This window comes from Rhodococcus erythropolis NBRC 15567, from assembly GCF_001552595.1.
Taxonomy (GTDB): Bacteria; Actinomycetota; Actinomycetes; order Mycobacteriales; family Mycobacteriaceae; genus Rhodococcus_F; species Rhodococcus_F erythropolis.
Genome location: NZ_BCRM01000008.1, coordinates 38,259 through 62,831 on the forward strand (window position 1 = coordinate 38,259; position 24,573 = coordinate 62,831).

Genomic DNA, 24,573 nt, shown 5'->3' on the forward strand with positions numbered 1-24,573 from the left:
CTCAACGAATAACGTCGCCGGCGCCCCAAATCGCGACCGGGACATGACCTTCCGCCACTCCGCTCGGTCCGAGTAGCTGCCCGAACCGCTTCATCGGGTACAGCGAGACACGTCGATCGAGGATCCGCACACTACCGATTCGGCGGAGTCGATCCTCGACGACAAGACTCTGCGCGAGGCTGCTCAGCCACACGCTGATCAACATGTTCGCTGTTCCGGTAGTCGCCACCAACAATCTGATCTCCGGCCAACTCGACACAAGATTGCCGAGTTCGTCGGTGGAACCGTCCACAGCGACATCGAAGATCACTTCGAACGGTGAACCGACAGCCTGTTGCGAGACATCGCAGCGGAAAATCAACTGTTGCGAGGCAGTCAGCTGGGCCAAGCGCCGTCGAATCGCAGTCTCGTTCGTTCCACAAATCGCGGCGAGACGCGCATAGCTGGCACGTCCGTCACGGCCGAGCGCCTCCAACAGGGCACCGTCGGACTCACGGAACACTGTCGGATCTGCCGGCGCCGCAGCGGTTGCCAGCTGAGCGCGACCTGCTTGCCCCAGAGCGCCCGGCTCCCAACTGAAGCCGTCCCGGTACACCTTCACCCCGACCCGGCTTCTGATCGACAAGATTCCAGGATCGGCAGCAAGGTGCTCACACACCAAGGCGTCCAAACTCTTCTGGTCGGCGGCCACAACTCCGACGAAGTACTCGTACTCACCTTCCGTCCTGGCCAACAGATAAGCGCAGGCCAGCTCACTTAACCGCTCCCCCACGTCGGCAACCGCATCCTGAGTCGTCCTGATCAGGAGATAGCCGAATATGTGGGTTCGGCCGATTGCGACCGCGTTGACCCACGAATGACCGTTCGAGACGAGGCGACGCCACCGGCGGGCGATCGTCGTCGAATCCATGTCGAGTACCGACGACAACTGTGTCCACGACGCGCGGGGGTTGAGTTGGAGTGCATTGATGATCTCCAGATCAGATTCCGCGATCACAAATGCGTCGGATTCCGGCTTCATCTGCCAAGTATTGCTGGATTACTGCATTCTGGCCGGTGATCCCTGCCTGTTTGCCAAAGATATGTGAATCACTTCACAGGTTCACCACTTGGAGGCCCAGTGCTTCGCTCCACCAAAGTCACGGTCGCGCTGCTGTTCGTCGCCTACGCGATCGACTACATAGATCGGCTGGCGATCAACCTCGCCCTCCCTTTGCTCGGTGAGGAGTTCGATCTCGACTACTCCCAGCGTGGATTGATCATCTCCACGTTCTTCATTGCATACACACTGGCCCAACTGCCTGGTGGACTGCTCGCCGATCGATACGGCGCAGTCCGGATGGCTCTGATCGGGTTGGTGGCGTGGAGTGTCTTCACCGGCCTCACCGCCCTTGCGTGGTCGTTCGGGACGCTTCTGGTTGTTCGCTTTCTCTTCGGTCTCGCACAGGGCGTGTTTCCGGCAGCCGCAGTAAAGCTGGTTGCCGAACGCAGCATCCCGGAGCAACGTGCCACCGCAACCGGATGGATGAACAGTTCCAACGCCGTCGGTACGCTTCTCGCCATTGTCGTTGCGGCAGCGCTTCTCCCGTTGATCGGCTGGCGTGGGATGTTTCTGGCCGTCGCGGCGCTCGGCGTACTCTCGCTCGTCAGCATCAAGTTGTGGCTCCCGCCCGCGCTTCCGGCGGAGATCGACCACGGTCCGGATTCCTCCTGGGACAACATGCGCACCGTACTTCGCTCCCGCGCGATGTGGCTCTTCGCCTTGATGTTCTTCGGCTACGACTTCGTGATCTGGGGGATGTCGTCCTGGGTTCCGTCCTACCTCCATGACGAACGTGGAATCGCCCTCTCGAGTGCGAGCCTCCTTCTCATCCCGGCAACCGTGGTGGCCGCCGTGACCACCGTCATCGGCGGCCGAATCTCGGATCGACTGGCAGGCAACAGCCGCATCGTCGTAGTGCCGTCCATGCTCGCGTGCATCGTGATGCTCGTTTCAGTTCCTTTCGCCTCCAACACGGCCTTGTTCGTCGTTCTCGTCACCCTCGGATCTGCCGCTGCCTCTTTCGCTTTCATGCCGTGTTTTGCACTCCCACTTCGTAGCCTGCCTTCTTCGGTGGTCGGAGCCGCCTCGTCGATGATCATTTTCGGCGGCATGGTCGCCGGGATTGTCGCGCCGCTGGTGTTCGGATTCATCGTGGACCATCTCTCCTGGTCAGCGGCGTTCGTATCGCTCGCGCTCGGGCCCGTCGTGGCGATCATCGCGGTAATGGCAGCGCCGCAGACCCGAGAAAAGATGCTGAACCTGGTGCAACTGAAAACCGCCAACTGATCATCACCAACCGAAAGAAGATCGACCATGAATCAACTGCTTTCGAATCTTGAATTCGGAGACCCGTCGCGGTTGCGAACCGTCGAGCCGCACTGGTTCGATCTGTACCGGGACCTGCACGCACACCCCGAGTTGTCCGGCAACGAAACTCGCACTGCCGCACTTGTTGCCGAAGAGCTTCGGCGGATCGGCGGCTGGGACGTCACGATCGGAGTCGGCGGCACGGGTGTCGTCGGTGTTCTCCAAGGAAGCAGCGGGCCGGTGATCCTGCTACGCGCCGACATGGACGCGTTGCCGGTCGCAGAAGACACCGGGTTGTCATACGCCTCCAAGACGGATGGCGTCATGCATGCGTGTGGCCACGACGTCCACGTAACCGCGCTACTTGCCACGTGCGCAGCACTTTCCGCGGATCCGACGTCGATCACCGGCACTGTTGTCGCGGTCTTCCAGCCTGCCGAGGAGACCGGGTCCGGCGCGCGTGCGATGGTCGACGACGGAATCTTCGACCGCTTCCCGCGACCGGACCTCTGCCTGGGACAACACGTGGGCCCGACTCCGGCTGGGATGCTGGTCAGCAAACCCGACATCTTGATGGCAGCATCCGACACGATTCGAGTGGTTTTTCACGGCCGTGGTGGACATGCGTCCTCGCCGTACGCGTGCATCGACCCCTTGTTGATGGCAGCATCTTTCGCGCTGCGCATTCAAAGTCTGGTCGCTCATGAAGCGGCAACCCCGACAGCACCGGTGCTCACGGTGGGAGCATTGCACGCCGGCACAGCTGCGAACATCATTGCCGACGACGCCGAACTACTACTCAGTCTGCGAACTTTCAGTGCATCGTCGCGAGAACACATGCTCGAATCTGTAGGCCGGATCGCTCGCGCAGAAGCGGACGGAGCAGGCGCCGCCGAACAGCCGGACGTTCATGCGTACAACGGCTTTCCGGCCACGGTCAACACTCCGGACGCAACGTCCACGGTGATGTCCGACCTACGCCGGGCAGGATTGGGAATGCACACCCTGCCGCAACCGCTTTCAGGCAGCGAGGACTTCGGAGTCTTCGGCACTGCTGCCCAATGCCCCTCCGTATTCTGGCATTTCGGCGGGACGGCGCTTCGGAGTTTCGACGAAAGAGCTCTCGCCGCACTCGCCGAGGGACGGATTCCTCCCGGCACACCCTCGAATCACTCACCGCGCTTCGCGCCGGATCCGGCCGCGGCACTACCCGAAGGTGTCACGGCTATGACTGCGGCCGCACTGGGCGCCCTTGCGCGAAGCGCGTGATTCCTACACATACTTCTCCAGGAAGATAACGCCATGTCAGACGACCTGCATTACCTCAGCGCCACCGAAGCTATTGAACACTTTCGCACGCGAGAATTGTCTCCGGTCGAGCTGCTACAAGCAGTCGTCGACCGAACCCAGAAGTTCGAACCTCACATCAATGCCTTCACCGAAGAGATGTTCGACGAGGCACTGACCGGCGCTCGGGAAGCTGAGAGCCGATATCTCGGCCACGGACCCGATCCGCGGCCGCTGGAGGGAATTCCGGTAGCTGCCAAGGAAAAACACGCTATTGCCGGAAAGTCTCTGACCGAAGGTTCGCTGGCGGCACGCGGAAACATCGCCCGCGAGAACGCACCGGTGATCGATCGAGTTCTGGCAGCAGGCGGCTTGATTCACGCACGCACCACGACGCCGGAGTTCTGTGTTGCGGCGTTCACGCACTCTCCACTGTGGGGCGTGACTCGCAATCCCTGGAACCTCGATTACAGTCCCGGCGGTTCATCCGGAGGCGCGGGCGCCGCCCTCGCTGCCGGAACTACCACTCTGGCAACAGCATCCGATATCGGCGGGTCGACGCGGGGCCCGGCAGGCTTCACCGGCACCGTCGGGCTCAAAGCGTCGTACGGCCGCATTCCCGGGGTCGCCCCGCTGTCCATGGATTCCTACCGTGGCGACGGTCCGATGGCCCGAACTGTCGACGACGCAATTCTTTTGGCCAACGTTCTGATCGGGCCGGATCCGCGTGACCATTCTTCCCTGAGGCCGGCGATCATGCTGCCACACGAGTACCCGTCGGTCGAGGGAATGCGCATTGCCCTGTGCCTGCGGCTCGGTGACTTCCCCATCGAGCCTGACATCGAGGCGAACACCCGGGCTCTCGCACAGTCGTTGGTCGATGCCGGCGCGATCGTCGAGGAGATCGAGTTGCCGTGGACTCGTGATTCGATGGCAGCAGCGGTGAAAGTCCATTTCGGAACGATCATGGGTGCATCCGTCGCGGAAGTTGCTCGCGTCCACGGTGATCTTCTTGCCGACTACACGCTCGACAACGTCGCGATCACGTCGAAGGGCGCTGCGGAAATGTCATTTCTGGACGGCCTTCGCAAAGAAACCCAGATGCAACGAGAGCTCGCCGAGGCGATGGCTCCATTCGATGCGCTGATCTGCCCGACTTCGGGCACCATCGCCTTCCCGGCAGGCGAGTCTTTGCTCGACGGCCTCACGGTTGCGGGCCAGCACGTGAACACCACCGCCGAAGCACTTCTCACGTTGCCGTTCAACGTCGCCAATCGGTGTCCCGTACTGGCGGTGCCCAGTGGACACGCACACAACGGCGTTCCCACGGGCGTCCAGATCGTCGGCCATACGTACGACGAACCGACCGTGTTCCGGATCGGCAAAGCACTGGAGAAGATCCGCCCGTGGGCATACACCGACCAGCATCAACCGAGGCTGGATGTGGTGACGCCGGCTTCCTCTTGATCGCTGAGGAGATCAGAGCTTGGCTCTGATCTCCTCAGCAATCGACTGGAACTGCTCGAGGAACGTCAGGGCCCAACCGAACGACGCGACGCCCTCGTAGTCGAACGAGTACACCTGATCGTTCTTGACGGCGCGCAGACGCTGGAAGATGGTGTCGTTCGCCAACTTCTCGTTGATGGGACCCTTGCCACTGTTGGTGATTATGACGTCGGCTTCGTCGAGTAGCTCCAACTGCTCCTTCGGGAACCACTCGTTGCTGCCGGCGGGAATTGCGAGTGAGCGGTCGTTGAACTCGAACCCGGCCTCGCTGATGACCGTCGTCTGATACTTGGTCGGCGAGTACAGCGAGAAACCACTCTCCTCGAAGTACGTGGTGTAGACGACCTTCACCTTGCTCAACACGTCAGCATTGTCGCTGCGGAACTTCGCGATCCGCGCCTCGTACCGGTCTGCCAACTCTTGAACCTTCGCACTCTGGTTGAGTGCGTCCGCGACCCCGAGGGCGCGCTCCTTCCACGCGTACTGGCCGTCTTCGGCAAAAACTGCGGTCGGTGCAATCGACCGGATCTGCTCGTAAAGATCCGGGTTGTTCTCCGAAAGGAGGTTGGTCATCACGATCAAGTCGGGAGACAAAGCCGCTATCGCCTCGGCGTTGGGCTCGTACCAGCGTCCCACCTTCGGAAGAGACCGCAGGGCAGACGCATACGGTTCCGGGACACCGTCGGCGTTCTCGTAGTCCACCGGCAATCCGACGGGCGTGAATCCGGCGTCGAACATCGCGGGGCCCGTGTAGTAATCGGCGCTGACCACTCGCTGCGGGTTGGTGGGAACCTCCACCTGCCCCAGTGCCGTGTTGATGGTGCGCATCGAGCCCTCGGCCGATTCACTGGAGCTGGTTCCACAGGCCGTGAGCAATCCGATCCCCGCCAAGGCACCGGCCCCGAGGAAACCGCGTCGGGTAAGTGCTGCGGTGATGCGAGCGAACTCGGCATCGGTATCAGCGGTAGGCAAGAGAAGTGATGTCATGGGTTTCCTGACGGTATCCGAATTAGGGCTACCTAAAATTACTCTCACCTGCACTGTTACGGTGAAGCGTCATGGCCAACCACTGTTTCGATCGAGCCATCGATACGCGCACCCCCTCGGTCGACGGCCGGAAGCCGGTACGTTCTTGGTTCGTGACGCCTTCGCGACAGGACTTCCCCGGCATCATGTTGTGGGGAGCGCCGACCCTGGAACCGTCGACGTGGAACGAGCCGGTGTCCACCCCGAACCGGATCGTCGCGGAGCCGTGGTCCGTCAGCACCATCCGGTTCAAGAGCACGGCAACTGGCGTCTGGGATTTCCATACCCACCGCGAACATGAACTGCTGTGGTCGGCAGGTGGGACCGTCACCCTCGAAGCGTCCGAACACCTCTGGATGGTTCCGCCGATGCTCGGCATCTGGATTCCTGCCGGCACTGCGCACCGTGTCCGCTCCGACGACGGCGCCGTCATCTTCGCGACGTACCTGACGCCGGATCGAATCGACACCGATTGGGACTCGATAGTCGGCATACCCATGACCGGTGCACTTCGGGAGGTGTTGTTACACAACGAGAACAACGCCATGCCCGACCTGAAGCGACTACGGCTACAGCAGGTGGCAATCGACCTCATCCATCCCGTTCAGGCCGCGAGTCTCGACATTCCGTTGCCGAGAACGCCTGACCTTCTTTCGATTGCCCAGCAGATCATCGCCGATCCGGCGGACGACCGCACCACTTCCGACTGGGCTCGCACCATCGGCGTGAGTGGCCGGACCTTGATGCGTCGCTTCCAGGCAGACACCGGCACGACGCTCACTCAATGGCGAATTCTGGTGCGCGTCCGCGTTGCATTGATCGAGATTGCCGCAGGCAAACCTGTCGTCGCCGTGGCCCGCGGCCTCGGGTATGCCAACCCTGGAACGTTCATCGACCTGTTCAGGCAGGTCATCGGCCACACCCCCGCCGCGTACTTCCGCTCGTTCTCACCTGTCATGAAACCGCATCAGAATGGCACCAAACCCGCACGGGTGACACGTTAGCGTTGTTAGGCAAGGCAAACCATGTTGCCCGAACACGTTGGAGAACACCACAGATGCACCACCGCCGCCGTTTTGCCAGGTCTATCGCACTCGCGGTCGGCGCGATCCTGATCGGCACGCTCGCCTCGTGCAGCTCGTCCGACGACCAGCCCTCGCCTTCGGCCGAGACCATCGACTACAGCTTCGCGGGGTACTCCGCCCAGATACCTGCCGACCCGCAGCGAGTAGTTGTCATCGACTCCCGGACGTCCCTCGAGTTCGCACTTCTCGCCGATTACCCGATCGTCGCCCTCGATTACGACGAGTCGAGCCATCTCGCATCCAAGGTCCCGGCCGATGCGGGGCATTTGGGCGGCAATCTCAGTAAGGAGGACGTGCTGAGCTACAACCCGGACCTGATCCTCATCTCCGTCGGCTGGTACGAGAGCTACAAGTCACAGAACCTCACTTTCGAGGACATCGCACCGGTTCTGGTGATCCAGGACGGCAGCTCGCCCGACAAGAAGACCGAATCACTCGGCGGGCCTCTGGGATTCATGGGCGAGCAACTGGCACTACTGGGCAAGACCGCCGCCGCCTCGGCAGCACAGGCGCGGTACGAAGCCGCTCTCGCCACTGCCCGCGACGACGTCGGTTCCGTCGCGCAGACCAAGACGATCGCCTTCGTATCGCTGATCGAGGACAAGTTCTTCGTGTTCAACACCCCGAACAACCTGACCGTCGACGTAGCGTCGTCACTCGGTTACACGATCTTGTCCAACGACGCGATCACCGCCGCTCAGTCGGCCGCGATCGGCGGCTACAGCGCCGAATTCGGTTGGGAGAATGCGGATGTGCTCGCCGACGCCGATCTCGTCGTCGCCCAGAATCTCGACTCCTGGCCGGGCAACCCGGCGTGGGATCGTGTTCCAGCCGTGGCCGCCGGCAATGTTGCACCGCTCGACTACGACGACAAGGTGGGATTCGCACTCACCTACACGGACTTCCTGAACAAGTTGGCGGACACCACTCGCAATCTGCAGTGACGCTAACTGGTCATACCACTTGACCTCTCACCAGTTAGAGTTTACGGTCGGTACATGTTCCAACCCGTTGCACGTACCTCCGCTTCCGGCGCAGTGTTCGACCAGATTTCAGTGAAAGTGCTGGCCGGAGAGTTGGCCGCGGGTGAGGCGCTACCCAGCGAGCGCAAGCTCGCCGAGGCATTCGGTGTCTCGCGGCCCGCAGTCCGCGAGGCAATTCAGAAGCTCGCCCAGGCCGGGCTCGTCGAGGTCCGCCAGGGCGAGTCCACGTCCGTGCGAGATTTTCGACGCCAGGCCGGACCCGAGCTTCTCCCCCAGTTGTTGGTTCGAGACGGCGTCCCCGACCTGACCGTGGTGCGCAGCGTCCTGGAAACTCGCGAGTTGATGGGACCGCAGATCGCGGTGCTGGCCGCCCGTCGCATCTCCGCGGAATCTGCCCGAGAACTCGACACGGCCGTGGATCAACTAGGCGCCACCGAAGATCCGGTAGAGCTGCAAGACCGCGCTCTGGCGTTCTGGGACGTCGTCGTCGACAGCGCGGATTCCATTGCCTTCCGTTTGATCTTCAACAGCCTGCGCGCTGCATACGAACCGGCCATGACCGCACTTGCCTCCGTCATGGTCGCCGAAGTCGGCCAGACCGACCTGTATCGAAAACTGGCCTCCGCCATCACTTCACACGACGAGTCAACTGCCGAGGCGTCAGCCGCACAGCTCCTTCACACCGGCACGACGGCAATCGGCGATGCTCTCACCTTCCTGGAAGGACTGAAACCATGAGCAAGCCTCTCACTCTGACCGACGCAGCACGAACTTTCCGCAAGTCACCGACGCCGTGGATGATCGGCACCATGTTGGTGGTCGCCGCGGCGGCGCGCTTCACGCTGGGCAACTGGCAGATCACCGACGCCCTTGTTCCGCTCGTGATGCTTGCCGCATTTCCCTTCGTGGAGTGGATCATTCACGTCTTCGTTCTCCATTGGAAGCCGCGGACCATTGCCGGCGTCACCCTCGATTCACGCCTGGCGCGCAGCCATCGGGAGCACCATTTCGCCCCGCGAACCGTCTCACTCATCTTCATTCCGTGGCAGACGCTCCTGATCGTTATTCCCGTCCTGACTGCCGTCGCACTCCTGGCATTTCCCCGCGTCGAACTCGGGCTGACCTTCCTGACCTGCATTTCCGTACTCGGTCTCGGCTACGAGTGGACTCATTTCCTCATCCACAGTGACTACAAGCCGAAAACTGCTCTCTACCGGTCGGTTTGGCGCAACCATCGCAACCATCACTTCAAGAACGAGCACTACTGGTTCACCGTCACCACCGCGGGAACGGCCGATCGCGTACTGGGCACGTACCCCGATCCCAAATCCGTCGAGACATCCCCGACAGCCAAGAACCTGCATGGCACCGCGTCGAAGCTGTGAAGAAACGCCGATTCCTGGCCCCTAGCTGGCAATGAACTTGAACTTGACTGAGTATCAGTGATTTTCGTTGAAACCCACCCGAACCGTGCTTAGTGTCGATGGAGTCAGAAGTTCGAAAAACGCTGCAACCGAAGGACACAACACATGTTCAACGATGTATTCAACAACGTCATCCACCCGATGGTCACGAACTTCCAGCAGTTGGGTCCCCAGCAGTTCATTCCTCAGCAGTTCATCCCTCAGGGCCTGTTCCAGCAGGCACCGCAGGCAGCAGAGCAGGCTGTGACGATCTTCGGTAGCTGATACCGCAATCCACAGATAGCGCCACTCAGGGGTCGTCCGTCCAATATGCTGGACGGACGACCTGAGTGCCTCCGCCTGACAAGGATCCCCATGAGCCCCAACACCCCCGTCCACGCATTCACCGATGACGCCCTGGGCGATCTCGACGCCACCGGCGTCGCCGCCCGGATCGAATCAGGCGAGGTGACCGCACGGGAAGTCATGGAGGCGTCGATCGCGCGCGCCGAGGCAGTGCAGGGGCAATTGAACGGTTTGGCCTGCACAGACTTCGATCGCGCCCTTGCCAGGAGCAACCGGCCGGCCGCGGGCATCTTCGCCGGCGTCCCCACCGCGATCAAGGACAACACCGACAGCGCCGGCCTCCCCACCCAGCAGGGCAGCACCGCCTTCACCGCAGTCCCCGCCAAGGCTGACAGCGATTTCGCGAAGCAGTTCCTCTCCACCGGGGCCATTTCGATCGGCAAGACCCGACTGCCCGAGTTCGGATTCAGTGCGTCCACCGAGTACATGACGGAAGAACCCGTGCACAACCCGTGGAACCCGGCCTACTCGTCGGGCGCTTCCTCGGGTGGCGCTGCCGCACTGGTTGCTGCCGGAGTCCTCCCGATCGCGCACGCCAACGACGGTGGTGGATCGATTCGCATTCCCGCCGCTGCCTGCGGACTGGTCGGACTCAAACCCACTCGCGGCCGTACCATCGCCGATCCGGCCGACAAGTCGATGCCGATCCGGCTGATCTCTCAGGGCGCCGTCACCCGCACGGTGCGTGACACCGCACGATGGATGTCAGCGGCCGAAAGTTACTACCGCAATCCACGACTCGCACCGGTTCGCCTGATCGAAGGACCCAGCTCAACCCGCCTGCGCGTCGGCGTGATCACCGATTCCGTGACGGTCACCAAGACCGACGACGAGACACGCAAGTCCGTCGAAGCTACGGCTGAACTCCTTGCCGGCCTTGGCCATCACGTCGAGGACGCGGCATTGCCAGTCGGCCCGGAATTCATCGACGACTTCAGCATCTACTGGGGCTTTTTGTCGTTTGCCATCTCCACCGGTGGCAAACAGATGCTCGGGCCCGACTTCGACAAGTCCGGCACCGACAATCTCACCAAGGGCCTGTACACGCTGTACCGGAAGAACCTGGTGAAGACGCCGCGCGTGCTCTACCGCCTGCGACGGCTCCAGCAGCAGTACAGCGCCATGTTCTTGAAGTACGACGTCGTGCTCTCGCCGGCTCTGGGGCACACCACCCCCGAGCTCGGATACCTCTCTCCCGCTCAGCCTTTCGAGGAGCTTTTCGACAAGTTGATCGCGTACACGTCGTTCACACCGCTCAACAACATCTCCGGTGGTCCCGCGATTTCGCTACCGATGCACCAGACCAGCAACGGTTTGCCGTTGGCTTCGCATTTCTCCGCCGATCTCGGCGACGAGCGCACACTCCTCGAATTGGCCTTCGAATTGGAAGAGGCTCAGCCCTGGAGAAGAATCCAGGACTGAGCCTCACCCGTAGATACCCTCAGTCTCGCGGCAATCCGAGCATGCGCTCACCGATCACGTTGAGCTGCACCTCGGTTGTGCCGCCGTAAATGGTGGTGGCACGGCCCGAAATGAGCTGCTCCATCGCCTTGTCGCTTGGCTGACCTGGGATGCTGACCGCTCCGGCAGCACCCAGTTCGGCGACGACGAACTCGGCGATCGACTGGCTGATCTTCATCGCCAACAGCTTGCCGACGCTCGACGTCGTACTCACGTCGATTCCCGAAAGTTGCTTGAGCACAACGCGGGAGCCGATGAGGTCGATCGCCTGACTCTCGGCCACCAGCTCGCCGACGCGGTAGCGCCCGATCGGGCTCAGGTCTGCTGACTTCGCGAACTTCAGTAGATCGGAGTCCGAGGCGTACGCCTCCATCTTCTGGCTCAGTGCGACGCGCTCGCCGGCCAGCGTCGTACGTGCGACGTTCCAGCCGTCGTTGACCTCGCCGACCACGTTCTCGTCGGGGATGAACACGTCGTCGAGGAACACCTCGTTGAACAACGCCGAACCCGTCATCTCACGCAGCGGGCGGACGGTGATGCCCGGTGTCGACATATCGAGCACGAAGTAGGTGATGCCCTGATGCTTCGGCTTGGTGGCGTCCGTACGGGCGATCAGCATTGCCCAGTCGGAGAACTGCGCAACCGTGGTCCAGATCTTCTGACCGGTGATCTTCCAACCGCCGTCGACCTTTTCGGCCTTCGTGGACAATGACGCGAGGTCGGAACCAGCACCGGGCTCACTGAAGAGCTGGCACCACACCAGCTCACCCTGCAGGGTCGGTATTGCCAATTCCTGCTTCTGCTTGTCCGAACCATGCGCTACGACGGCCTGCACGGCCCACGTGCCCATCAGGAGCTGCGGCATCGAGATACCCGCAGCCTTGATCTCCTGGGAGATGACGATCTGCTCGAGCGGAGCGGCGCTGCGCCCGTACGGCTTCGGCAGGTGAGGCTGAACCCAGCCGCCGTCGCCGAGCGCGATCAGCTGGTCGTCCTCGTCGAGCTCGACCAACTTGGCAAGCTCGGCCGCAATGTCGCCGCGGATCTCCTCTGCCTCGGGCGGCAGTTCGAGAACCGAAGCCCGGCTGACACCGTCAAGTGCCTGCTGCGCAACACGGTTGGCACGATCCTCGCGGGTGCCGAGAATGCCGCGGATCGAGAGCGCGCGGCGGTAGTACAGGTGGGCGTCGTGCTCCCACGTGAATCCGATGCCGCCGTGGACCTGCACACAATCCTGCGCTACCTGCACTGCGGCGTCCGGCACGATGACTGCGGCGATATCGGCGGCAAAATCTGCCGTGTCGTCGCCCTTGTCCAATGCGCTTGCCGCATCCCACACAACGGCGCGTGCCTGCTCGAGCGCAATGCCCATCTGCGCGCACTTGTGCTTGACGCCCTGGAACTGGCCGATGGGTCGCCCGAACTGCACGCGTGTCTTGGCGTACTCCGACGCAGTGGAAACACACCAGGACATGACGCCGACGTCTTCGGCACCGAGAACGACTGCGGCAATGGACCGTACCCGCGCCTCGGTGAGACCGTCGAGTATCCGTTCGGCGCTGATCTGAACATTGTCAGCTTCGATCCGCGCACTGCCGCGCAGCACGTCGATGCTGTCCTGCACGGTGATCGCGACTGCGCTGCTCTCGAGCACCGCGTAGCGGACACCCTCGGGCAGCTGGATCGGGACCAGCAGCACGTCGGCATGTTCACCACCGAGCACACCGTCGAGTGCGCCCGTGATCTTGTATCCGCCGTCCGACGACTCGGCCGTCAACGGTGCACCCAAGGCGACTGCTGCTGTACGACTTCCGTCGATCAGACCCGGCAGGAACTCGGGTCCCGCCTTGGAATCAGCGGCGCCGAGAACGGCGCTTGCCAATACCGTCGGAACAAACGGGCCGGGAGAGACAGTGCGGCCCAATGCTTCCAGTGCCACCGCCAAGGTCAGCAGACCGGCGCCGTGACCACCTTGTTCTTCCGGAACCGCAAGCCCGAGAAGGTCTTGCCCGACCAGGGCCGTCCAGAACTCGGGGAACTTGTCCTCGGTCCTCGACTTCACCGCCGCGCGCACCTGCTCGGTGGTGATGGTGCGCTCCGCGAATGACCGCACCGAATCTGCGAGTGCGGTGTGCTCCTCACTCAGCCCGAGGCCGAGTTCGTATGCGTTGCGTGCCATGCGCTTACAGACGTTCTGCGAGGTCGGCGGTGGTCCAGGGACCCTCGCTCTCGATGGTGTTCACACCGTGCCAGCCGGCGAGTTCCGTGATGGCCCCACCCTGAACGGCATACACCTTGCCGGTCAGCTTGCAATCCGCTGCCGCAAGATAGGCCACCAGCGGGGAGATGTTGGACGGCGCAAACGCGTCGAACTCACCCTCGGGGACCTCGGCGGCGAACAACGCGCCCATACCGGGTGTCGCGAGCGTCAGCCGAGTACGCGCGATCGGCGCAATAGCGTTGACACGTACGCCGTATCGATCGAGCTCGTCAGCGGCCACCAGAGTCAGGGCTGCGATGCCCGCCTTGGCGGCGCCGTAGTTGCCCTGGCCCGCGTTGGGCATGAAGGTACCCGAAGCCGAAGCGGTGTTGATGACCGAAGCGTTGACGGTCTCGCCTGCCTTGCTCTGGTCCTTCCAGTACGCGGCAGCGTGGTGCAGCGTCGCCGCGTGACCCTTGAGGTGCACGGCAATGACTGCGTCCCACTGGCTCTCGTCCATACCGGCGATGAAGGCATCACGAAGAATGCCGGCGTTGTTGACCAGTACGTCGAGTCGGCCGAACTCGCTGACGGCCTGCTTGACAAGGCCCTCGGCGCCGTCCCAGGTGGCGATGTTGTCGGTGTTGGCAACAGCCTTGCCGCCTGCAGCGACGATCTCGTCGACTACCTGCTGCGCGGGGCCGGCATCTGCACCGGAACCGTCGTTTGCTCCGCCGAGATCGTTGACCACGACGCTCGCACCCTCACGAGCGAAGAGCAGCGCATGCTCACGGCCGATGCCGCGTCCTGCTCCGGTGATGATCGCTACGCGACCGTCGAGACTTCCCATCAGTTCAGATTCCCATCAGTTCAGTTGTCGGACATGAAGACTCATTTGTCGGCGATGACCGCCAGGCCGTCCTTGATCACGAGGTCGCCGACCGCGCTGGTTTCGTACGAGTACGACGTGGCTCCGTCTGCCGAACCCGACTTGTGGAACACCGTCTCGATGTCCTGTGTCGGGAGTACGGGTTTCGCGAATCGCACTGCGAGACGGCGCAACCGCTCGGTCTCGCCGCCTGCCAGTTCGGTCAGGGCTCCCCACGACGTGAACGCCATCGTGCACAGTCCATGGTTGATGATTCCGGGGAGACCGGACATCCGAGCGATCTCCTCGTCGAGGTGAATCGGCATCGGATCGCCGGAAGCCGGTGAGTACCGGAATGTCTGGTCCTCGTCGATGTGCTGGTTCACCACCGCTGCGGGACTACCAGCGCGAAGAGCGTCGTCGAATCGGTGTTCGGGAGCCTTCTCGCCAAGTCCGGGGCCCGCGTCGACCTTGCGGAAGAAGGCCGTCATCCACTGCTCGTTGACCAATTCACCCTTGTCGGTTTTGGTTTCGACGTAGATGACGACGGTGGATCCGTTGTCCCGGCCCTCGAATCCGATGGGCTTGGCACGAGCGACAAGGTGGTCACCGGGGTAGATCGGACGGTGGAACAGGAAGTCCTGCTCACCGTGAACGAGCTTCATCAGCAGTTCGACCGGCGCCACCGACAGCGCAGCGGGTGCCATCGACATGAAGACAGGTACCACCGCGAAGACCGGTGGAGCGATCTCGCCTTTCAGGTGTCGCTCGATGGGATCGTTGGTGGCAGCGGCATATTCGGCGATGCGCTCGGCTGTCACCTCGAAGTGCTCCGGGTCGGTCCATACGTCCAGCCCGGACGTATCGAATTCGACCGCGTTGGTCTTCGGTGTCGTCATTGAGCCGTTACCCGACCAGCTCGGCGAACTTGGCCAGCGAGGCCTCGAGATCAGCCTTGGCGTTCTTGGCAACTGCCTTGCCGATCGGCCCGACGATCATGGTGCCCTTGAAGCTGGCGTCGACGGTTGCCTTCGAACCGGCACCGTCGGCCTCGACCGAGAGAACGAATTCGACGGTGACGCCGGCCATTCCGGTACCGGCAATCTTGACCATCTTCGGAACCTCGACCTCTTCGACGGTCCACTCGATCTTGTTTGCCATACCCATCACGGAGACGACCTCGGTGAACTTGGCGCCCAACGCAACCTGGGTGGGGAGTTCACTCTTCCAGCCCTGGTGAATGGTGAGCCACTCTTCCCAGCGAGACAGGTCGGAGAGCGCATCCCAGGTCTTCTCGGGGGATGCGGGCAGTACAGCGGAGACGGAAACGGAAGCCATGATGAAACTCCTAGTGGGTAGCTGGCGGGTTGTGGGTGTGATTCAGCGTGCGTAGGGCTTGTATGCGGTCACGACAACTGCGCCGCCGAGTCCGATGTTGTGCTGGAGAGCGACCTTCGCGCCGTCGACCTGACGCTTGTCGGCGGTTCCGCGGAGCTGCCAGGTGAGTTCGGCGCACTGGGCAAGACCGGTTGCGCCGAGGGGGTGACCCTTGGAGATGAGGCCGCCGGACGGGTTGACCACCCAGCGTCCGCCGTAGGTGGTGTCGTCGGCGTCGACGAGCTTGCCGCCGTCACCTTCGGCGCACAGTCCGAGTGCCTCGTAGGTCAGCAACTCGTTGGTGGAGAAGCAGTCGTGGAGTTCGATGACGTCGACGTCATCGGCGGTGATCCCGGCCTGCGCGTATACCTTCTCAGCGGCCTTACGAGTCATGTCGGCGCCGACGAGGCTGATGGCGCTCTTGTCCTCGAAGGTGCTGTTCATGTCGGTGACCATGGCCTGCCCGACGATCTCGATCGCCTGGGCAGCGAGCCCGTGCTTCTCGACGAATGCTTCGCTGGCGATGATCGCCGCGCCGGATCCGTCCGAGGTAGGCGAGCACTGGAGCTTGGTGAGCGGCCCGTGGATCTGGCGTGCTTCGAGGATCTGCTCGAGGGTGTACTCGTCCTGGAACTGCGCGTACGGGTTGTTCAGTGAGTGCTTGTGGTTCTTGACGGCGATCTTCGCGAACTGCTCTGCAGTGGTTCCGAAGCGTTCCATGTGCTCGACGCCGGCCGCGCCGAACATGTACGGAGCGGGCGGCATCGCGAACTCCTGCAGCTCGGCGAGAGCGAGGAGGTGCCGCATGAGTGGCTGTTCACGGTCGTCGTAGGTGGACCCGAGGGACCCGGACTGCATCTTCTCGAAGCCCAGCGCCAGTGCGCAGTCGGCCTGACCGCTCTTGACTGCCTGCGTGGCGAGGTAGAGCGCGGTCGATCCCGTCGAACAGTTGTTGTTGACGTTGACGATGGGGATGCCCGTCAGGCCCAGCTCGTAGACAGCCCGCTGACCTGCGGTGGACTCGCCGTAGACGTAGCCGACGTATGCCTGCTCGACCTCGGTGTAGTCGATACCCGCGTCTTCGAGCGCCTTGGTACCCGACTCGCGTGCCATGTCGGGGTAGTCCCACTCGCGGGCTCCCGGCTTCTCGAACTTCGTCATGCCGACGCCGACGACAAAAACCCTGTTACTCATTGCCACTCCTGAAGAGAACGGTATCTGTGTGTGACACGCTGTCCCACCAAAGTATGTGAGACATCTTGTCCAGTCAATGGCGGGGTGAGTATCGTTCGATTTATGACAAAAACAGCCGAGTCGGCGCAGCCCGACGGGCGCAGCACTCGCTGGAACGATCACAAGGAGCAGCGCAAAGCGCGGATCCTCGACGCAGCACTCAGTGCAGTCAACGAAGGTGGCGCCGACGTCGGCGTCCAGCAGATCGCCGAGCGCGCCGACGTCCCACGTTCCGTTGTCTACCGGATCTTCAAGGATCGAGCCGACCTCGACGAGCAGCTGCGAGTTCGCATCCTCGAGATGATGATGACCGACCTGACACCCACCCTCACGCCGCAGGGTACGGTCGGCGAGGCTATCTCACGGGCAGTCGAGACCTACCTCCAGTGGATTGTGAAATACCCACGACTGCACCACTTTTTAGGCAAGGGCTCGCCGAGTACGCGGGCCACCGGTTCGAAAGTGGTGACCGGAACCAAGACAGCCATCGCCGTCCAATTGGGGAACCTGTTGGGTGCGATCCTCGCCAGCCGCGGCAAATCGTCGAAGATGGCGGAGCCCTTGGCTTTCGGCGTCATCGGATTGGTCGACGTCAGCGTCAACCGTTGGCTCAGCCAGCCGGGTTCCGATGTGACCAGTGCGGAATTGGCCGAGTTCCTCGGGCGCTCCATCTGGCAGGTTCTGGACGGTAATCTTCGGAGCATCGGCGTCGACATAACTCTGTCGACTCCGATCGCCGACCTGTGACAGTTACCGAACTACCCTGGGCACTCGACGGACGTGGACTTCAACTGATCCGGGTTCCACCACTCGCCCTCCACGCACTGGGTGAAGACAACGCTACTCTCGCAATGGAACTCGAACCCAACCTCCTGACCCCGTATCTCCTCGGCGAAGAATGCCAGGGCTTGTGGCGCTACCGGAGCACGCAGATAACCGGGAACCCACTCGACAGCGCGTGGATCACCCGCATCGCCGTCGATGCCCGCACCTCGACGCCGGTGGGGTTGGCCGGATTCCACGGTCGCCCCGATGCGCGCGGGATGGTGGAGATCGGATATCGCATCGACCCGGCATTCCGGCGACTGGGCTACGCACGAACTGCCCTCGAGATACTTCTCGACGTCGCGAGTCGCCAATCCGAAGTGCACATCGTTCGAGCGACCATCAGCCCGGACAACATCGCATCGCGAAATCTGATCAGCCAGTACGGTTTCAACGAAGTCGGTGAGCAGTGGGACGAAGAAGACGGCCTGGAGACCATCTTCGAAGTCAGCGCTTCTCCGGAACCGTGACAGCCGTCAACCCGCTGGTTTTATCGGTCCAGTGAATGGCACGATCCACGAGCATCACCGGCGTCCACAACCTGTATGTCTTCACCTGATGGTGATGACGACACAGGCATTGGAGGTTGCTCACAATGGTCCACCCTCCACGTCTCGGATCGGAAGGATCGTACTCGGTAATGTGGTCGAGTTGGCACCTGTTCGCGGGCACCGAACAACCAGGGAACCGGCAGTGACCGTCGACGGCCCGCACCAATGCGGCCAGAGCCGCTCCCGGAGCATAGGTCAGCGCGCCGGGAGGTGGATCGGGCTGGGCGCCATGCCCATCCGATCTTCGAACTATGTCCGGGGCTCGCGCGACCAACCGTTGCATCGCCCGAATCCGATCTCCGCAGCCTTTCGGTTCGCGACTCAGGCGATCGCGTCGGGCGACAAGCGGCAGGACAGCCGGAGTATGTTGCCGGCGCGGTCGATTCCCGGCGGCCTGAGAGCGAAAGTCGACAAACAGTGCCTGCCAAGTGGAATCGGCGGCAAGCTCGCGAGCAAAGTCGGGATCGATTGGCCCGTACCCGTCGATACTCGCGGGATCTGACGTCAACCCGAGGAGCGTCGGCAGATCGCACACGATGTGCAGCAACGGCTTCCGACGCGAGGGCGCAGTTGATCGACTTGCTGGGGATACTGCCTCGCACGTTTCGCTGCCACACTGGCAAGTCAGCCCGTTCTCACCGTGCAGGAGAGCAACCAGCGCGTCGGCCCGGCGCGTCGAGGCATTTCGTGGATCGTGGTTGCAGACGCTTCCGGCGGCCTCGTTGATCAGGCCGAGCGCTTCGACAGCCTCGTTCGCGCTGAGTGTTGCCTGCAACTGGGCGAGTCCGTGACGGTCTGCACGCGTGCGAACATCGCGGTGCTCCAGCATCTTCCGGCGACGTTCGGCAGCAGCATCCGGATCGTAGGCAAAGAGCTGACGTTCGATGTCGCGCTCCAGTTGCCCGGGCGGAAGACGGTGCGCCGAGGCAAGTACCCGGCGCTCGAGTGCTGCGATCGCCTCGGGGTCGACCCCGGTGAGTCCGTCGACAATCTTGCGCACGCGCGCATAGTCCAGCTCGCCGGCAGCAAATGCGGCCTTGGTGAGCGGAAGGAACTCGCGCAAGGCGTCACCGATCTCGATGTGAACTTCGGCTGTGCGCCGCGAACACGTGAGCATGACCGCGATCTCGTTGCACGCGATCCGCCACGCCTTGTCGACATCACCGGACACGTCGAGTTCCGCATTGAATCTCGACTCCGACAACATGGATGCACCGAGCACCTTCTGTGCGGCCAGCATGTTCTCGCTCTGCGCCGTTGCAAAGAGCATGTCCGGCAGCACGAGTGGATCGACGACAGGACGGCCGTCATCTACAACTGCCCCCACACCGCCCGTCGATCCATTATCGAACATACATTCGACACTAGACCTGCCCACCGACAAGAAAGCTAGAGTGCCGGTTTGTATCCCTTACCCTGCATCCAGGCGAGCAAATCCAGCACCCGGATCGCCGGAATGGCATCGTCCAGTCCGGCCCGAACTCGCAAGTCGAGCAATCGCACGTGTAATTCTCCGTCGTGCAAGGCCTCTCGTACCGGTTCCAGATGGGCAGCCTTCGTTCCCAACTCCCGCCCGATGACGTCGTCGTAGATCGGGTAGAGCCGCGGACGCTTGCGTGCGATCAGTTTGGACGCCATGGTTCGCCCGACGCCGTGAATCTCTCGAAGCGCCGTCTCCAACCGCCACACCGGAGATTCCGGAGTGAAGGGATCGGGTTCGTTCGACAGATCGCGATCGGGGCCCACGTCGGCCAGGAGTCGGTTCAGTTCGGCATTGTTCTCCCCGAGTAGGAAGAAGGCCCCTTGCGCCGGAACCTGAACCGACAGAAGCGTCACCGCAACAAGATCTTCCGCGGTAAAGGTGTTCGCATCACGATCGCGGTTGCCACTGGGATCCCAGGAATCCCACAGCGCACCGGTACGGAGATAGCCCGTCTTTCGGAGCGGCCTCGTGAAGTATTCCTGCAGCACGTCGACCGCGCCGGCATCGTCCCCGTCTCGCAGCACACGCGGGAGGCGGATGGGCAACTGATCAACCATGGTCGAGCGACCTTTCCAGTACATATTTGGCGAACCCGGAGTTGTGATATTGCCGAAATGGGCCCTTGCCCTTGGCAACAAGATGCTCCGCGAGTGGACGTACCGTCGTCACGTCGACAGGCAGTAGGGCGAACTGTTCCAACGCATCCGAGTCCTCGAGACTGCAGTCGATCACGGTCCCGTCGCCGTCGGCGGACGCCAACTCGGTGCGTCTGATGGCGACCAGATCGTGCTTGGCATCGAGTTCTTCGATGCTGCAGCCGGTTCGCGATTCCAGTGCCGAACTGGATACGTACACGGACATGACGTGCTCGATCGGCTTACCGCCGACCAGATGGCACTCGACGCTCAGAATCTCCATCGGACCGATGTTGAGTGTGAACAAGCGATGGCGCTCCGCCGATCGATTTGTCGACGGCAGGCAACTGATCGTCCACTGTTCGATCTCGACGGCGGCCGGCGCATCGAACGCGTAGGAGAGAACCTCGGCAATCAGCTCGGCAAGATCTTCGAAGAGCGGGTCGCGCTGCAACCGCTCGAAATTCTCGACAGAAGCGGCGGGACGCACAGGCGCCTTGCTCACGCAGGTCCCCTCTCGTCCGGTGCTTTGCTCTCAGACCTCGCGTCCAAGGTACCCAGCCCTACGCGGGTCTCGCGCGTTCGCCCTCACATACACCCTCGCGTTATGGTTCTCGACACGCACCACCGCCTTACCGATCGCTAACTCGAGGAGCACACGAAGTGGAAATCAAGGGAACCGCAGCACTGGTCACCGGAGCGGCATCAGGCCTCGGCGCCGCAACAGCCAAGCGCCTCGCCGACGCCGGCGCTACCGTCTTCGGCCTGGATCTGCCCACGTCGATCGAGCGCGCAGGCGACAACGTCCCCGCCGGCGTCACCCTCATCCCCACCGACGTGACCAGCGGCGAAGACGTCGAAGCAGCGATCAACCAGATCGTCGAGTCGGGCTCGCCGCTGCGTATCGTCGTCAACTGTGCCGGTGTCGGCTGGGCCGGACGCATCCTGTCCAAGAAGGGTCCGCACGACCTCGAGCTGTTCCGCACGGTCATCACCGTCAACCTGCTCGGCACCTTCAACGTCATGCGCCTCGCGGCCGACGCCATCTCCAAGACCGAGGCCGTCGACGAGTCCGGCCAGCGTGGCGTCGTCATCAACACCGCTTCCGTTGCTGCCTTCGAAGGACAGATCGGCCAGATCGCGTACTCCGCTTCCAAGGGCGGCGTGCACGGCATGACTGTTCCGGCTGCCCGTGACCTCGCGCAGTTCGGCATCCGCGTCAACACCATCGCCCCCGGCATCATCGACACCCCGATGCTCGCAGGCGTCACCGACGAGTACCGCAAGGGCCTCGAGGCCGGCGTTCCGTTCCCGTCCCGCCTGGGCCAGCCGTCCGAGTACGCGCAGCTCGCGCAGATGATCGTCGAGCACGACTACCTCAACGGCGAGACCATCCGCATGGACGGCGCTCTCCGCATGGCGCCGCGCTAACTTCCCTGCTGTGCGCCTTTATTAACCGCCCGCGGTTAATAAAGGCGCACGGTTGTCAGAACGAATGAAAATACCCACCACTGGATTGGGCAGTTGCGCTGAGGTACTCGGCCACTTCCGTCGCCGGCATCGGTCGGCTGACGTAGTAACCCTGAACCAATTCGCAACCCGCGGTGAGCAAGAGCCTCAGCTGGTCGGCCGTCTCCACGCCTTCCGCCAATGACTGCATACCGAGCGCCTTCGCCACCTCGACCACCGAAGTGACAACTGCCGAATCACCCTCGCTCAGTTCGGTGATGAACGACCGGTCGATCTTGAGAATGTCCAACGGCAGTTTCTTCAAACTCTCGAAAGACGAATAGCCAGTTCCGAAGTCGTCCAGGGCAATCGCAATTCCGGTGGCACGCAGGCGATCCAGCTCGGCGACGGCAAGCTCCTCTACCGCTCCCGTCTCTGTGATTTCCAGCTGAAGCCGTTTGCTGGACAGACCGGATGCCTCCAGCGCATCGTTGACTGCTGATCCGAAGCCGGACGACATCAGTTGCACCGGAGAGACGTTCACCGTCACGTAGGTGTCATCGGGCCAGGTCGTCGCTTCGGCGCAGGCCATGTGTAAAACCTGAAGCCCCAGCGGGACAATCAAACCCGTCTCTTCCGCGACATCGATGAAGATGCGCGGCGCAAGCACTCCCCGCACCGGATGGTTCCAGCGAAGCAGTGCCTCGAAACCCTCGACGCGGCCGGTGTCCGCACGAACCTGCGGTTGGTAGTACAGCTCGAACTGCCGAGACTCGATCGCGAGCCCAAGCTCTTGCAGGGCCGATGCTCGTTCCCTGGCCCGCGCCCGCAGCGCCGGTGAGTATTTTCCGACCCGGTTCTTGCCGGCAGATTTTGCCGCATACAGCGCCAGGTCGGCGGACATGACAAGCGTGTCCGCGTCTTCGGAATCTGCCGGTGAGCTGGCATAACCGATCGATGCACGAACCTCGATGCGATTCCCCCGCACGAAAAACGGCTCACGCAATGCACCCAGATAGCGAGCAAACACCTCGCCGCCGCCCCCTGTTCCCCGCAGGACGACGCCGAATTCGTCGCCACCGATTCGGGCACACATGGCACCGTCGACCACCCGATTGAGCCGTGCAGCAACGGAAATCAGCAATTTGTCGCCGACGGGGTGTCCTAACGTGTCGTTCACCGACTTGAAATTGTCCAGGTCGAGGATGCCGACAAGAACCTGCTCGCCGGTCCGGACAGCGCCGAGCGCGTCGGACAGCTCCGTGCCGAACGTCCGGCGATTCGGGAGCCCGGTCAGTCCGTCGGTTGCAGCGAGCCACAGAATTCGCCGCTCGTAGTTGTACTTCTCGGTGATGTCCGAGCCCACGCCTCGCCAACCCACGAACTCCATGGCCTCGGAAAGCCTGGGATGACCCGACAGAGACCACCATCGGTCGACGCCGCCGACACGAACGGGAATGACGACCTCTCGAAACGGCATGAGGCGGTCGAGGTGATCTCCGATGACGTGGACCGCGGCTCGACCACTCTTCGTCGAACCGACGTCGAGCCGATCCAACAATCCGCGCAGCGACAGGGTTCGCAGGTCGGAGACGGAGACTCCCGAGATCTGCGACAGCCGAGCGGAGGTGTGCGACAACGTCCCGGTGGTGTCGACTTCCCACAGCCAGTCACGAGACCCGCCCTCGAAATCGTCGAGAAGCAAACTGACCGTCTGGCGCTCGGCAGCAGCCTCGAACTCGGCAAGACAACGACTTCGGAACGACGCCCACAGATAGACAACGCCGACGCACAGAATACTGATGTAGACAACGAGTTGAAACGAAAGGACGAAGTACTCGGCCGTCGCCCCGGCAAGCATGACGAATAACAATCCCAGGCCGTGCACCAGAATCCAGGCCAAACCCAGCGACCGAACAGTCGACAGCGCAACTGCACCGGCACCCACCACACCGGCGATGGTCGCGATCAGAACCAGCTTTCGTGAACCGTCTATCACCGGAAGCATCTCGGCCGCGAGGATCGTGTACAAAACACCCAGCAGTACCACTTCGAGCATGAGTGCCCAGTAGTCGCACCGGGTCGTGTGCTTGGGCGAATACCTCTCTCCCTGAATGGCCCTCGGCAGCCACACACGCACCGAATTGAGGATGACTGCGAGCGCTGCCACTCCCCAGATCAGGCGGAACTCTTCGTGTTCCGGCGGCACGACATAGGCCAACAAAGCGCACGCACTGAAGAAATTCGCGACGTTGGCCAGCGGAGCTACCGTTGTCACTTGACGGACCTGGCGAGAGAAGAGGTCGCGCCGCTCGACGTCAGACAGTTCGGCGTCGCTCGCACTCGAAGTCAGCCTGCTCAGCATGCAACACCCTCCATCGTGGAGCCGACCAGATGAAGGTAGCGCGGATGCGGGCTCGGGGCACACGATGACGAGAAACTACGAATTGAAACACACTGTTAAATAGGATGTTTCAGACAATAG

Annotated in this window: 23 protein-coding genes; 12 read left to right on the forward strand and 11 right to left on the reverse strand. The window is 62.3% G+C overall.

The genetic code is table 11. From position 1 onward, the window contains the following. Window position 1: 1 nt before the first annotated feature. Entirely contained in the window at window positions 2-1,021 is a 1,020-nt protein-coding gene (locus RE4_RS13070; RefSeq protein WP_060938698.1) for an Lrp/AsnC family transcriptional regulator, read from the reverse strand. 99 nt (window positions 1,022-1,120) lie between these two features. On the opposite strand from RE4_RS13070, the gene RE4_RS13075 reads away from it, so the two are divergent. Genes RE4_RS13075 through RE4_RS13085 form a run of 3 tightly spaced genes read left to right on the forward strand, consistent with a single transcriptional unit; the run spans window position 1,121 to window position 5,104 of the window. After that, window positions 1,121-2,329, forward strand: a complete 1,209-nt coding sequence (locus tag RE4_RS13075) for an MFS transporter (RefSeq protein WP_020968083.1) — start codon at window positions 1,121-1,123, stop codon at window positions 2,327-2,329. Between the two features lie 27 nt (window positions 2,330-2,356). Beyond that, a complete protein-coding gene (locus RE4_RS13080; RefSeq protein ID WP_060938699.1) occupies window positions 2,357-3,619 on the forward strand; it encodes an amidohydrolase in 1,263 nt (420 codons plus the stop codon). 33 nt (window positions 3,620-3,652) lie between these two features. Beyond that, window positions 3,653-5,104: an amidase gene (locus RE4_RS13085; RefSeq protein WP_060938700.1), complete on the forward strand. Its 1,452-nt coding sequence runs from the start codon at window positions 3,653-3,655 to the stop codon at window positions 5,102-5,104. A 12-nt stretch (window positions 5,105-5,116) separates the two neighbouring features. On the opposite strand, the gene RE4_RS13090 is transcribed toward RE4_RS13085, so the two are convergent. Then, on the reverse strand, window positions 5,117-6,130 hold the full coding sequence (locus RE4_RS13090; RefSeq protein WP_060938701.1) for an ABC transporter substrate-binding protein: 1,014 nt from the start codon (window positions 6,128-6,130) through the stop codon (window positions 5,117-5,119). Between the two features lie 71 nt (window positions 6,131-6,201). Here RE4_RS13090 and RE4_RS13095 point away from each other — a divergent pair, with 71 nt between their 5' ends. From RE4_RS13095 to RE4_RS13115, 6 genes are all read left to right on the forward strand, one after another. After that, window positions 6,202-7,173 (forward strand): helix-turn-helix domain-containing protein, encoded by a 972-nt coding sequence (locus tag RE4_RS13095; protein WP_019746351.1) that lies wholly within the window; start codon window positions 6,202-6,204, stop codon window positions 7,171-7,173. A gap of 53 nt (window positions 7,174-7,226) precedes the next feature. Further along, window positions 7,227-8,198: an ABC transporter substrate-binding protein gene (locus RE4_RS13100; RefSeq protein ID WP_060938702.1), complete on the forward strand. Its 972-nt coding sequence runs from the start codon at window positions 7,227-7,229 to the stop codon at window positions 8,196-8,198. 54 nt (window positions 8,199-8,252) lie between these two features. Beyond that, complete coding sequence (locus RE4_RS13105; protein WP_019746349.1) at window positions 8,253-8,975, forward strand: FadR/GntR family transcriptional regulator; 723 nt, start codon at window positions 8,253-8,255, stop codon at window positions 8,973-8,975. Next, complete coding sequence (locus RE4_RS13110; protein ID WP_060938703.1) at window positions 8,972-9,622, forward strand: sterol desaturase family protein; 651 nt, start codon at window positions 8,972-8,974, stop codon at window positions 9,620-9,622. Before RE4_RS13105 ends, RE4_RS13110 begins: the two co-directional genes overlap by 4 nt. A 144-nt stretch (window positions 9,623-9,766) precedes the next feature. After that, window positions 9,767-9,925 carry a hypothetical protein gene (locus RE4_RS31285; RefSeq protein WP_020905720.1) on the forward strand — a complete coding sequence of 53 codons (159 nt, stop codon included), beginning with the start codon at window positions 9,767-9,769 and terminating at the stop codon, window positions 9,923-9,925. Between the two features lie 90 nt (window positions 9,926-10,015). Further along, entirely contained in the window at window positions 10,016-11,428 is a 1,413-nt protein-coding gene (locus tag RE4_RS13115) for an amidase (protein ID WP_019746346.1), read from the forward strand. 19 nt (window positions 11,429-11,447) lie between these two features. Here the strand turns inward: RE4_RS13115 and RE4_RS13120 are convergent, their stop codons facing one another. Genes RE4_RS13120 through RE4_RS13140 form a run of 5 tightly spaced genes read right to left on the reverse strand, consistent with a single transcriptional unit; the run spans window position 11,448 to window position 17,106 of the window. Continuing rightward, window positions 11,448-13,646 carry an acyl-CoA dehydrogenase family protein gene (locus tag RE4_RS13120; protein ID WP_060938704.1) on the reverse strand — a complete coding sequence of 733 codons (2,199 nt, stop codon included), beginning with the start codon at window positions 13,644-13,646 and terminating at the stop codon, window positions 11,448-11,450. Between the two features lie 4 nt (window positions 13,647-13,650). Continuing rightward, complete coding sequence (locus tag RE4_RS13125) at window positions 13,651-14,517, reverse strand: SDR family oxidoreductase (RefSeq protein WP_007735961.1); 867 nt, start codon at window positions 14,515-14,517, stop codon at window positions 13,651-13,653. A 41-nt stretch (window positions 14,518-14,558) separates the two neighbouring features. Next, complete coding sequence (locus RE4_RS13130; RefSeq protein ID WP_021342394.1) at window positions 14,559-15,434, reverse strand: MaoC/PaaZ C-terminal domain-containing protein; 876 nt, start codon at window positions 15,432-15,434, stop codon at window positions 14,559-14,561. A 7-nt stretch (window positions 15,435-15,441) separates the two neighbouring features. Further along, a complete protein-coding gene (locus RE4_RS13135; RefSeq protein ID WP_019746343.1) occupies window positions 15,442-15,873 on the reverse strand; it encodes a type II toxin-antitoxin system Rv0910 family toxin in 432 nt (143 codons plus the stop codon). A gap of 42 nt (window positions 15,874-15,915) precedes the next feature. After that, window positions 15,916-17,106, reverse strand: coding sequence for a lipid-transfer protein (locus RE4_RS13140; protein WP_007735955.1), 1,191 nt, complete (start codon window positions 17,104-17,106; stop codon window positions 15,916-15,918). Window positions 17,107-17,208: 102 nt separating this feature from the next. On the opposite strand from RE4_RS13140, the gene RE4_RS13145 reads away from it, so the two are divergent. Together RE4_RS13145 and RE4_RS13150 are read left to right on the forward strand one after the other, a co-directional pair. Next, window positions 17,209-17,892: a TetR/AcrR family transcriptional regulator gene (locus RE4_RS13145; RefSeq protein WP_060938705.1), complete on the forward strand. Its 684-nt coding sequence runs from the start codon at window positions 17,209-17,211 to the stop codon at window positions 17,890-17,892. Beyond that, on the forward strand, window positions 17,889-18,440 hold the full coding sequence (locus RE4_RS13150; RefSeq protein WP_021342391.1) for a GNAT family N-acetyltransferase: 552 nt from the start codon (window positions 17,889-17,891) through the stop codon (window positions 18,438-18,440). Before RE4_RS13145 ends, RE4_RS13150 begins: the two co-directional genes overlap by 4 nt. Here RE4_RS13150 and RE4_RS13155 read toward each other — a convergent pair. From RE4_RS13155 to RE4_RS13165, 3 genes are read right to left on the reverse strand one after another with little or no spacing between them, the layout of a single operon-like run. Beyond that, complete coding sequence (locus RE4_RS13155; protein WP_060938706.1) at window positions 18,418-19,875, reverse strand: HNH endonuclease signature motif containing protein; 1,458 nt, start codon at window positions 19,873-19,875, stop codon at window positions 18,418-18,420. The two genes, RE4_RS13150 and RE4_RS13155, sit on opposite strands and share 23 nt — an antisense overlap. A gap of 35 nt (window positions 19,876-19,910) precedes the next feature. Continuing rightward, window positions 19,911-20,561, reverse strand: coding sequence for a DUF6308 family protein (locus RE4_RS13160; protein WP_060938707.1), 651 nt, complete (start codon window positions 20,559-20,561; stop codon window positions 19,911-19,913). Beyond that, window positions 20,554-21,144: a hypothetical protein gene (locus RE4_RS13165; protein ID WP_020968068.1), complete on the reverse strand. Its 591-nt coding sequence runs from the start codon at window positions 21,142-21,144 to the stop codon at window positions 20,554-20,556. The genes RE4_RS13160 and RE4_RS13165 overlap by 8 nt, the downstream gene beginning before the upstream one ends. A gap of 158 nt (window positions 21,145-21,302) precedes the next feature. On the opposite strand from RE4_RS13165, the gene RE4_RS13170 reads away from it, so the two are divergent. Then, entirely contained in the window at window positions 21,303-22,070 is a 768-nt protein-coding gene (locus RE4_RS13170; RefSeq protein ID WP_060938708.1) for an SDR family NAD(P)-dependent oxidoreductase, read from the forward strand. Between the two features lie 55 nt (window positions 22,071-22,125). Here RE4_RS13170 and RE4_RS13175 read toward each other — a convergent pair whose 3' ends face one another. Then, window positions 22,126-24,453, reverse strand: coding sequence for a putative bifunctional diguanylate cyclase/phosphodiesterase (locus RE4_RS13175; protein ID WP_060938709.1), 2,328 nt, complete (start codon window positions 24,451-24,453; stop codon window positions 22,126-22,128). Between the last annotated feature and the right edge of the window lie 120 nt (window positions 24,454-24,573).

What these genes read in the sequence shown, in the direction of transcription:
- RE4_RS13070 (WP_060938698.1), bottom strand. Translation starts at nt 1,021, where the DNA reads ATGAAGCCGGAATCCGACGCATTTGTGATCGCGGAATCTGATCTGGAG.
- RE4_RS13080 (WP_060938699.1), top strand. Translation starts at nt 2,357, where the DNA reads ATGAATCAACTGCTTTCGAATCTTGAATTCGGAGACCCGTCGCGGTTG.
- RE4_RS13085 (WP_060938700.1), top strand. Translation starts at nt 3,653, where the DNA reads ATGTCAGACGACCTGCATTACCTCAGCGCCACCGAAGCTATTGAACAC.
- RE4_RS13090 (WP_060938701.1), bottom strand. Translation starts at nt 6,130, where the DNA reads ATGACATCACTTCTCTTGCCTACCGCTGATACCGATGCCGAGTTCGCT.
- RE4_RS13095 (WP_019746351.1), top strand. Translation starts at nt 6,202, where the DNA reads ATGGCCAACCACTGTTTCGATCGAGCCATCGATACGCGCACCCCCTCG.
- RE4_RS13100 (WP_060938702.1), top strand. Translation starts at nt 7,227, where the DNA reads ATGCACCACCGCCGCCGTTTTGCCAGGTCTATCGCACTCGCGGTCGGC.
- RE4_RS13105 (WP_019746349.1), top strand. Translation starts at nt 8,253, where the DNA reads ATGTTCCAACCCGTTGCACGTACCTCCGCTTCCGGCGCAGTGTTCGAC.
- RE4_RS13110 (WP_060938703.1), top strand. Translation starts at nt 8,972, where the DNA reads ATGAGCAAGCCTCTCACTCTGACCGACGCAGCACGAACTTTCCGCAAG.
- RE4_RS31285 (WP_020905720.1), top strand. Translation starts at nt 9,767, where the DNA reads ATGTTCAACGATGTATTCAACAACGTCATCCACCCGATGGTCACGAAC.
- RE4_RS13115 (WP_019746346.1), top strand. Translation starts at nt 10,016, where the DNA reads ATGAGCCCCAACACCCCCGTCCACGCATTCACCGATGACGCCCTGGGC.
- RE4_RS13120 (WP_060938704.1), bottom strand. Translation starts at nt 13,646, where the DNA reads ATGGCACGCAACGCATACGAACTCGGCCTCGGGCTGAGTGAGGAGCAC.
- RE4_RS13125 (WP_007735961.1), bottom strand. Translation starts at nt 14,517, where the DNA reads ATGGGAAGTCTCGACGGTCGCGTAGCGATCATCACCGGAGCAGGACGC.
- RE4_RS13130 (WP_021342394.1), bottom strand. Translation starts at nt 15,434, where the DNA reads ATGACGACACCGAAGACCAACGCGGTCGAATTCGATACGTCCGGGCTG.
- RE4_RS13135 (WP_019746343.1), bottom strand. Translation starts at nt 15,873, where the DNA reads ATGGCTTCCGTTTCCGTCTCCGCTGTACTGCCCGCATCCCCCGAGAAG.
- RE4_RS13140 (WP_007735955.1), bottom strand. Translation starts at nt 17,106, where the DNA reads ATGAGTAACAGGGTTTTTGTCGTCGGCGTCGGCATGACGAAGTTCGAG.
- RE4_RS13145 (WP_060938705.1), top strand. Translation starts at nt 17,209, where the DNA reads ATGACAAAAACAGCCGAGTCGGCGCAGCCCGACGGGCGCAGCACTCGC.
- RE4_RS13155 (WP_060938706.1), bottom strand. Translation starts at nt 19,875, where the DNA reads ATGTTCGATAATGGATCGACGGGCGGTGTGGGGGCAGTTGTAGATGAC.
- RE4_RS13160 (WP_060938707.1), bottom strand. Translation starts at nt 20,561, where the DNA reads ATGGTTGATCAGTTGCCCATCCGCCTCCCGCGTGTGCTGCGAGACGGG.
- RE4_RS13175 (WP_060938709.1), bottom strand. Translation starts at nt 24,453, where the DNA reads ATGCTGAGCAGGCTGACTTCGAGTGCGAGCGACGCCGAACTGTCTGAC.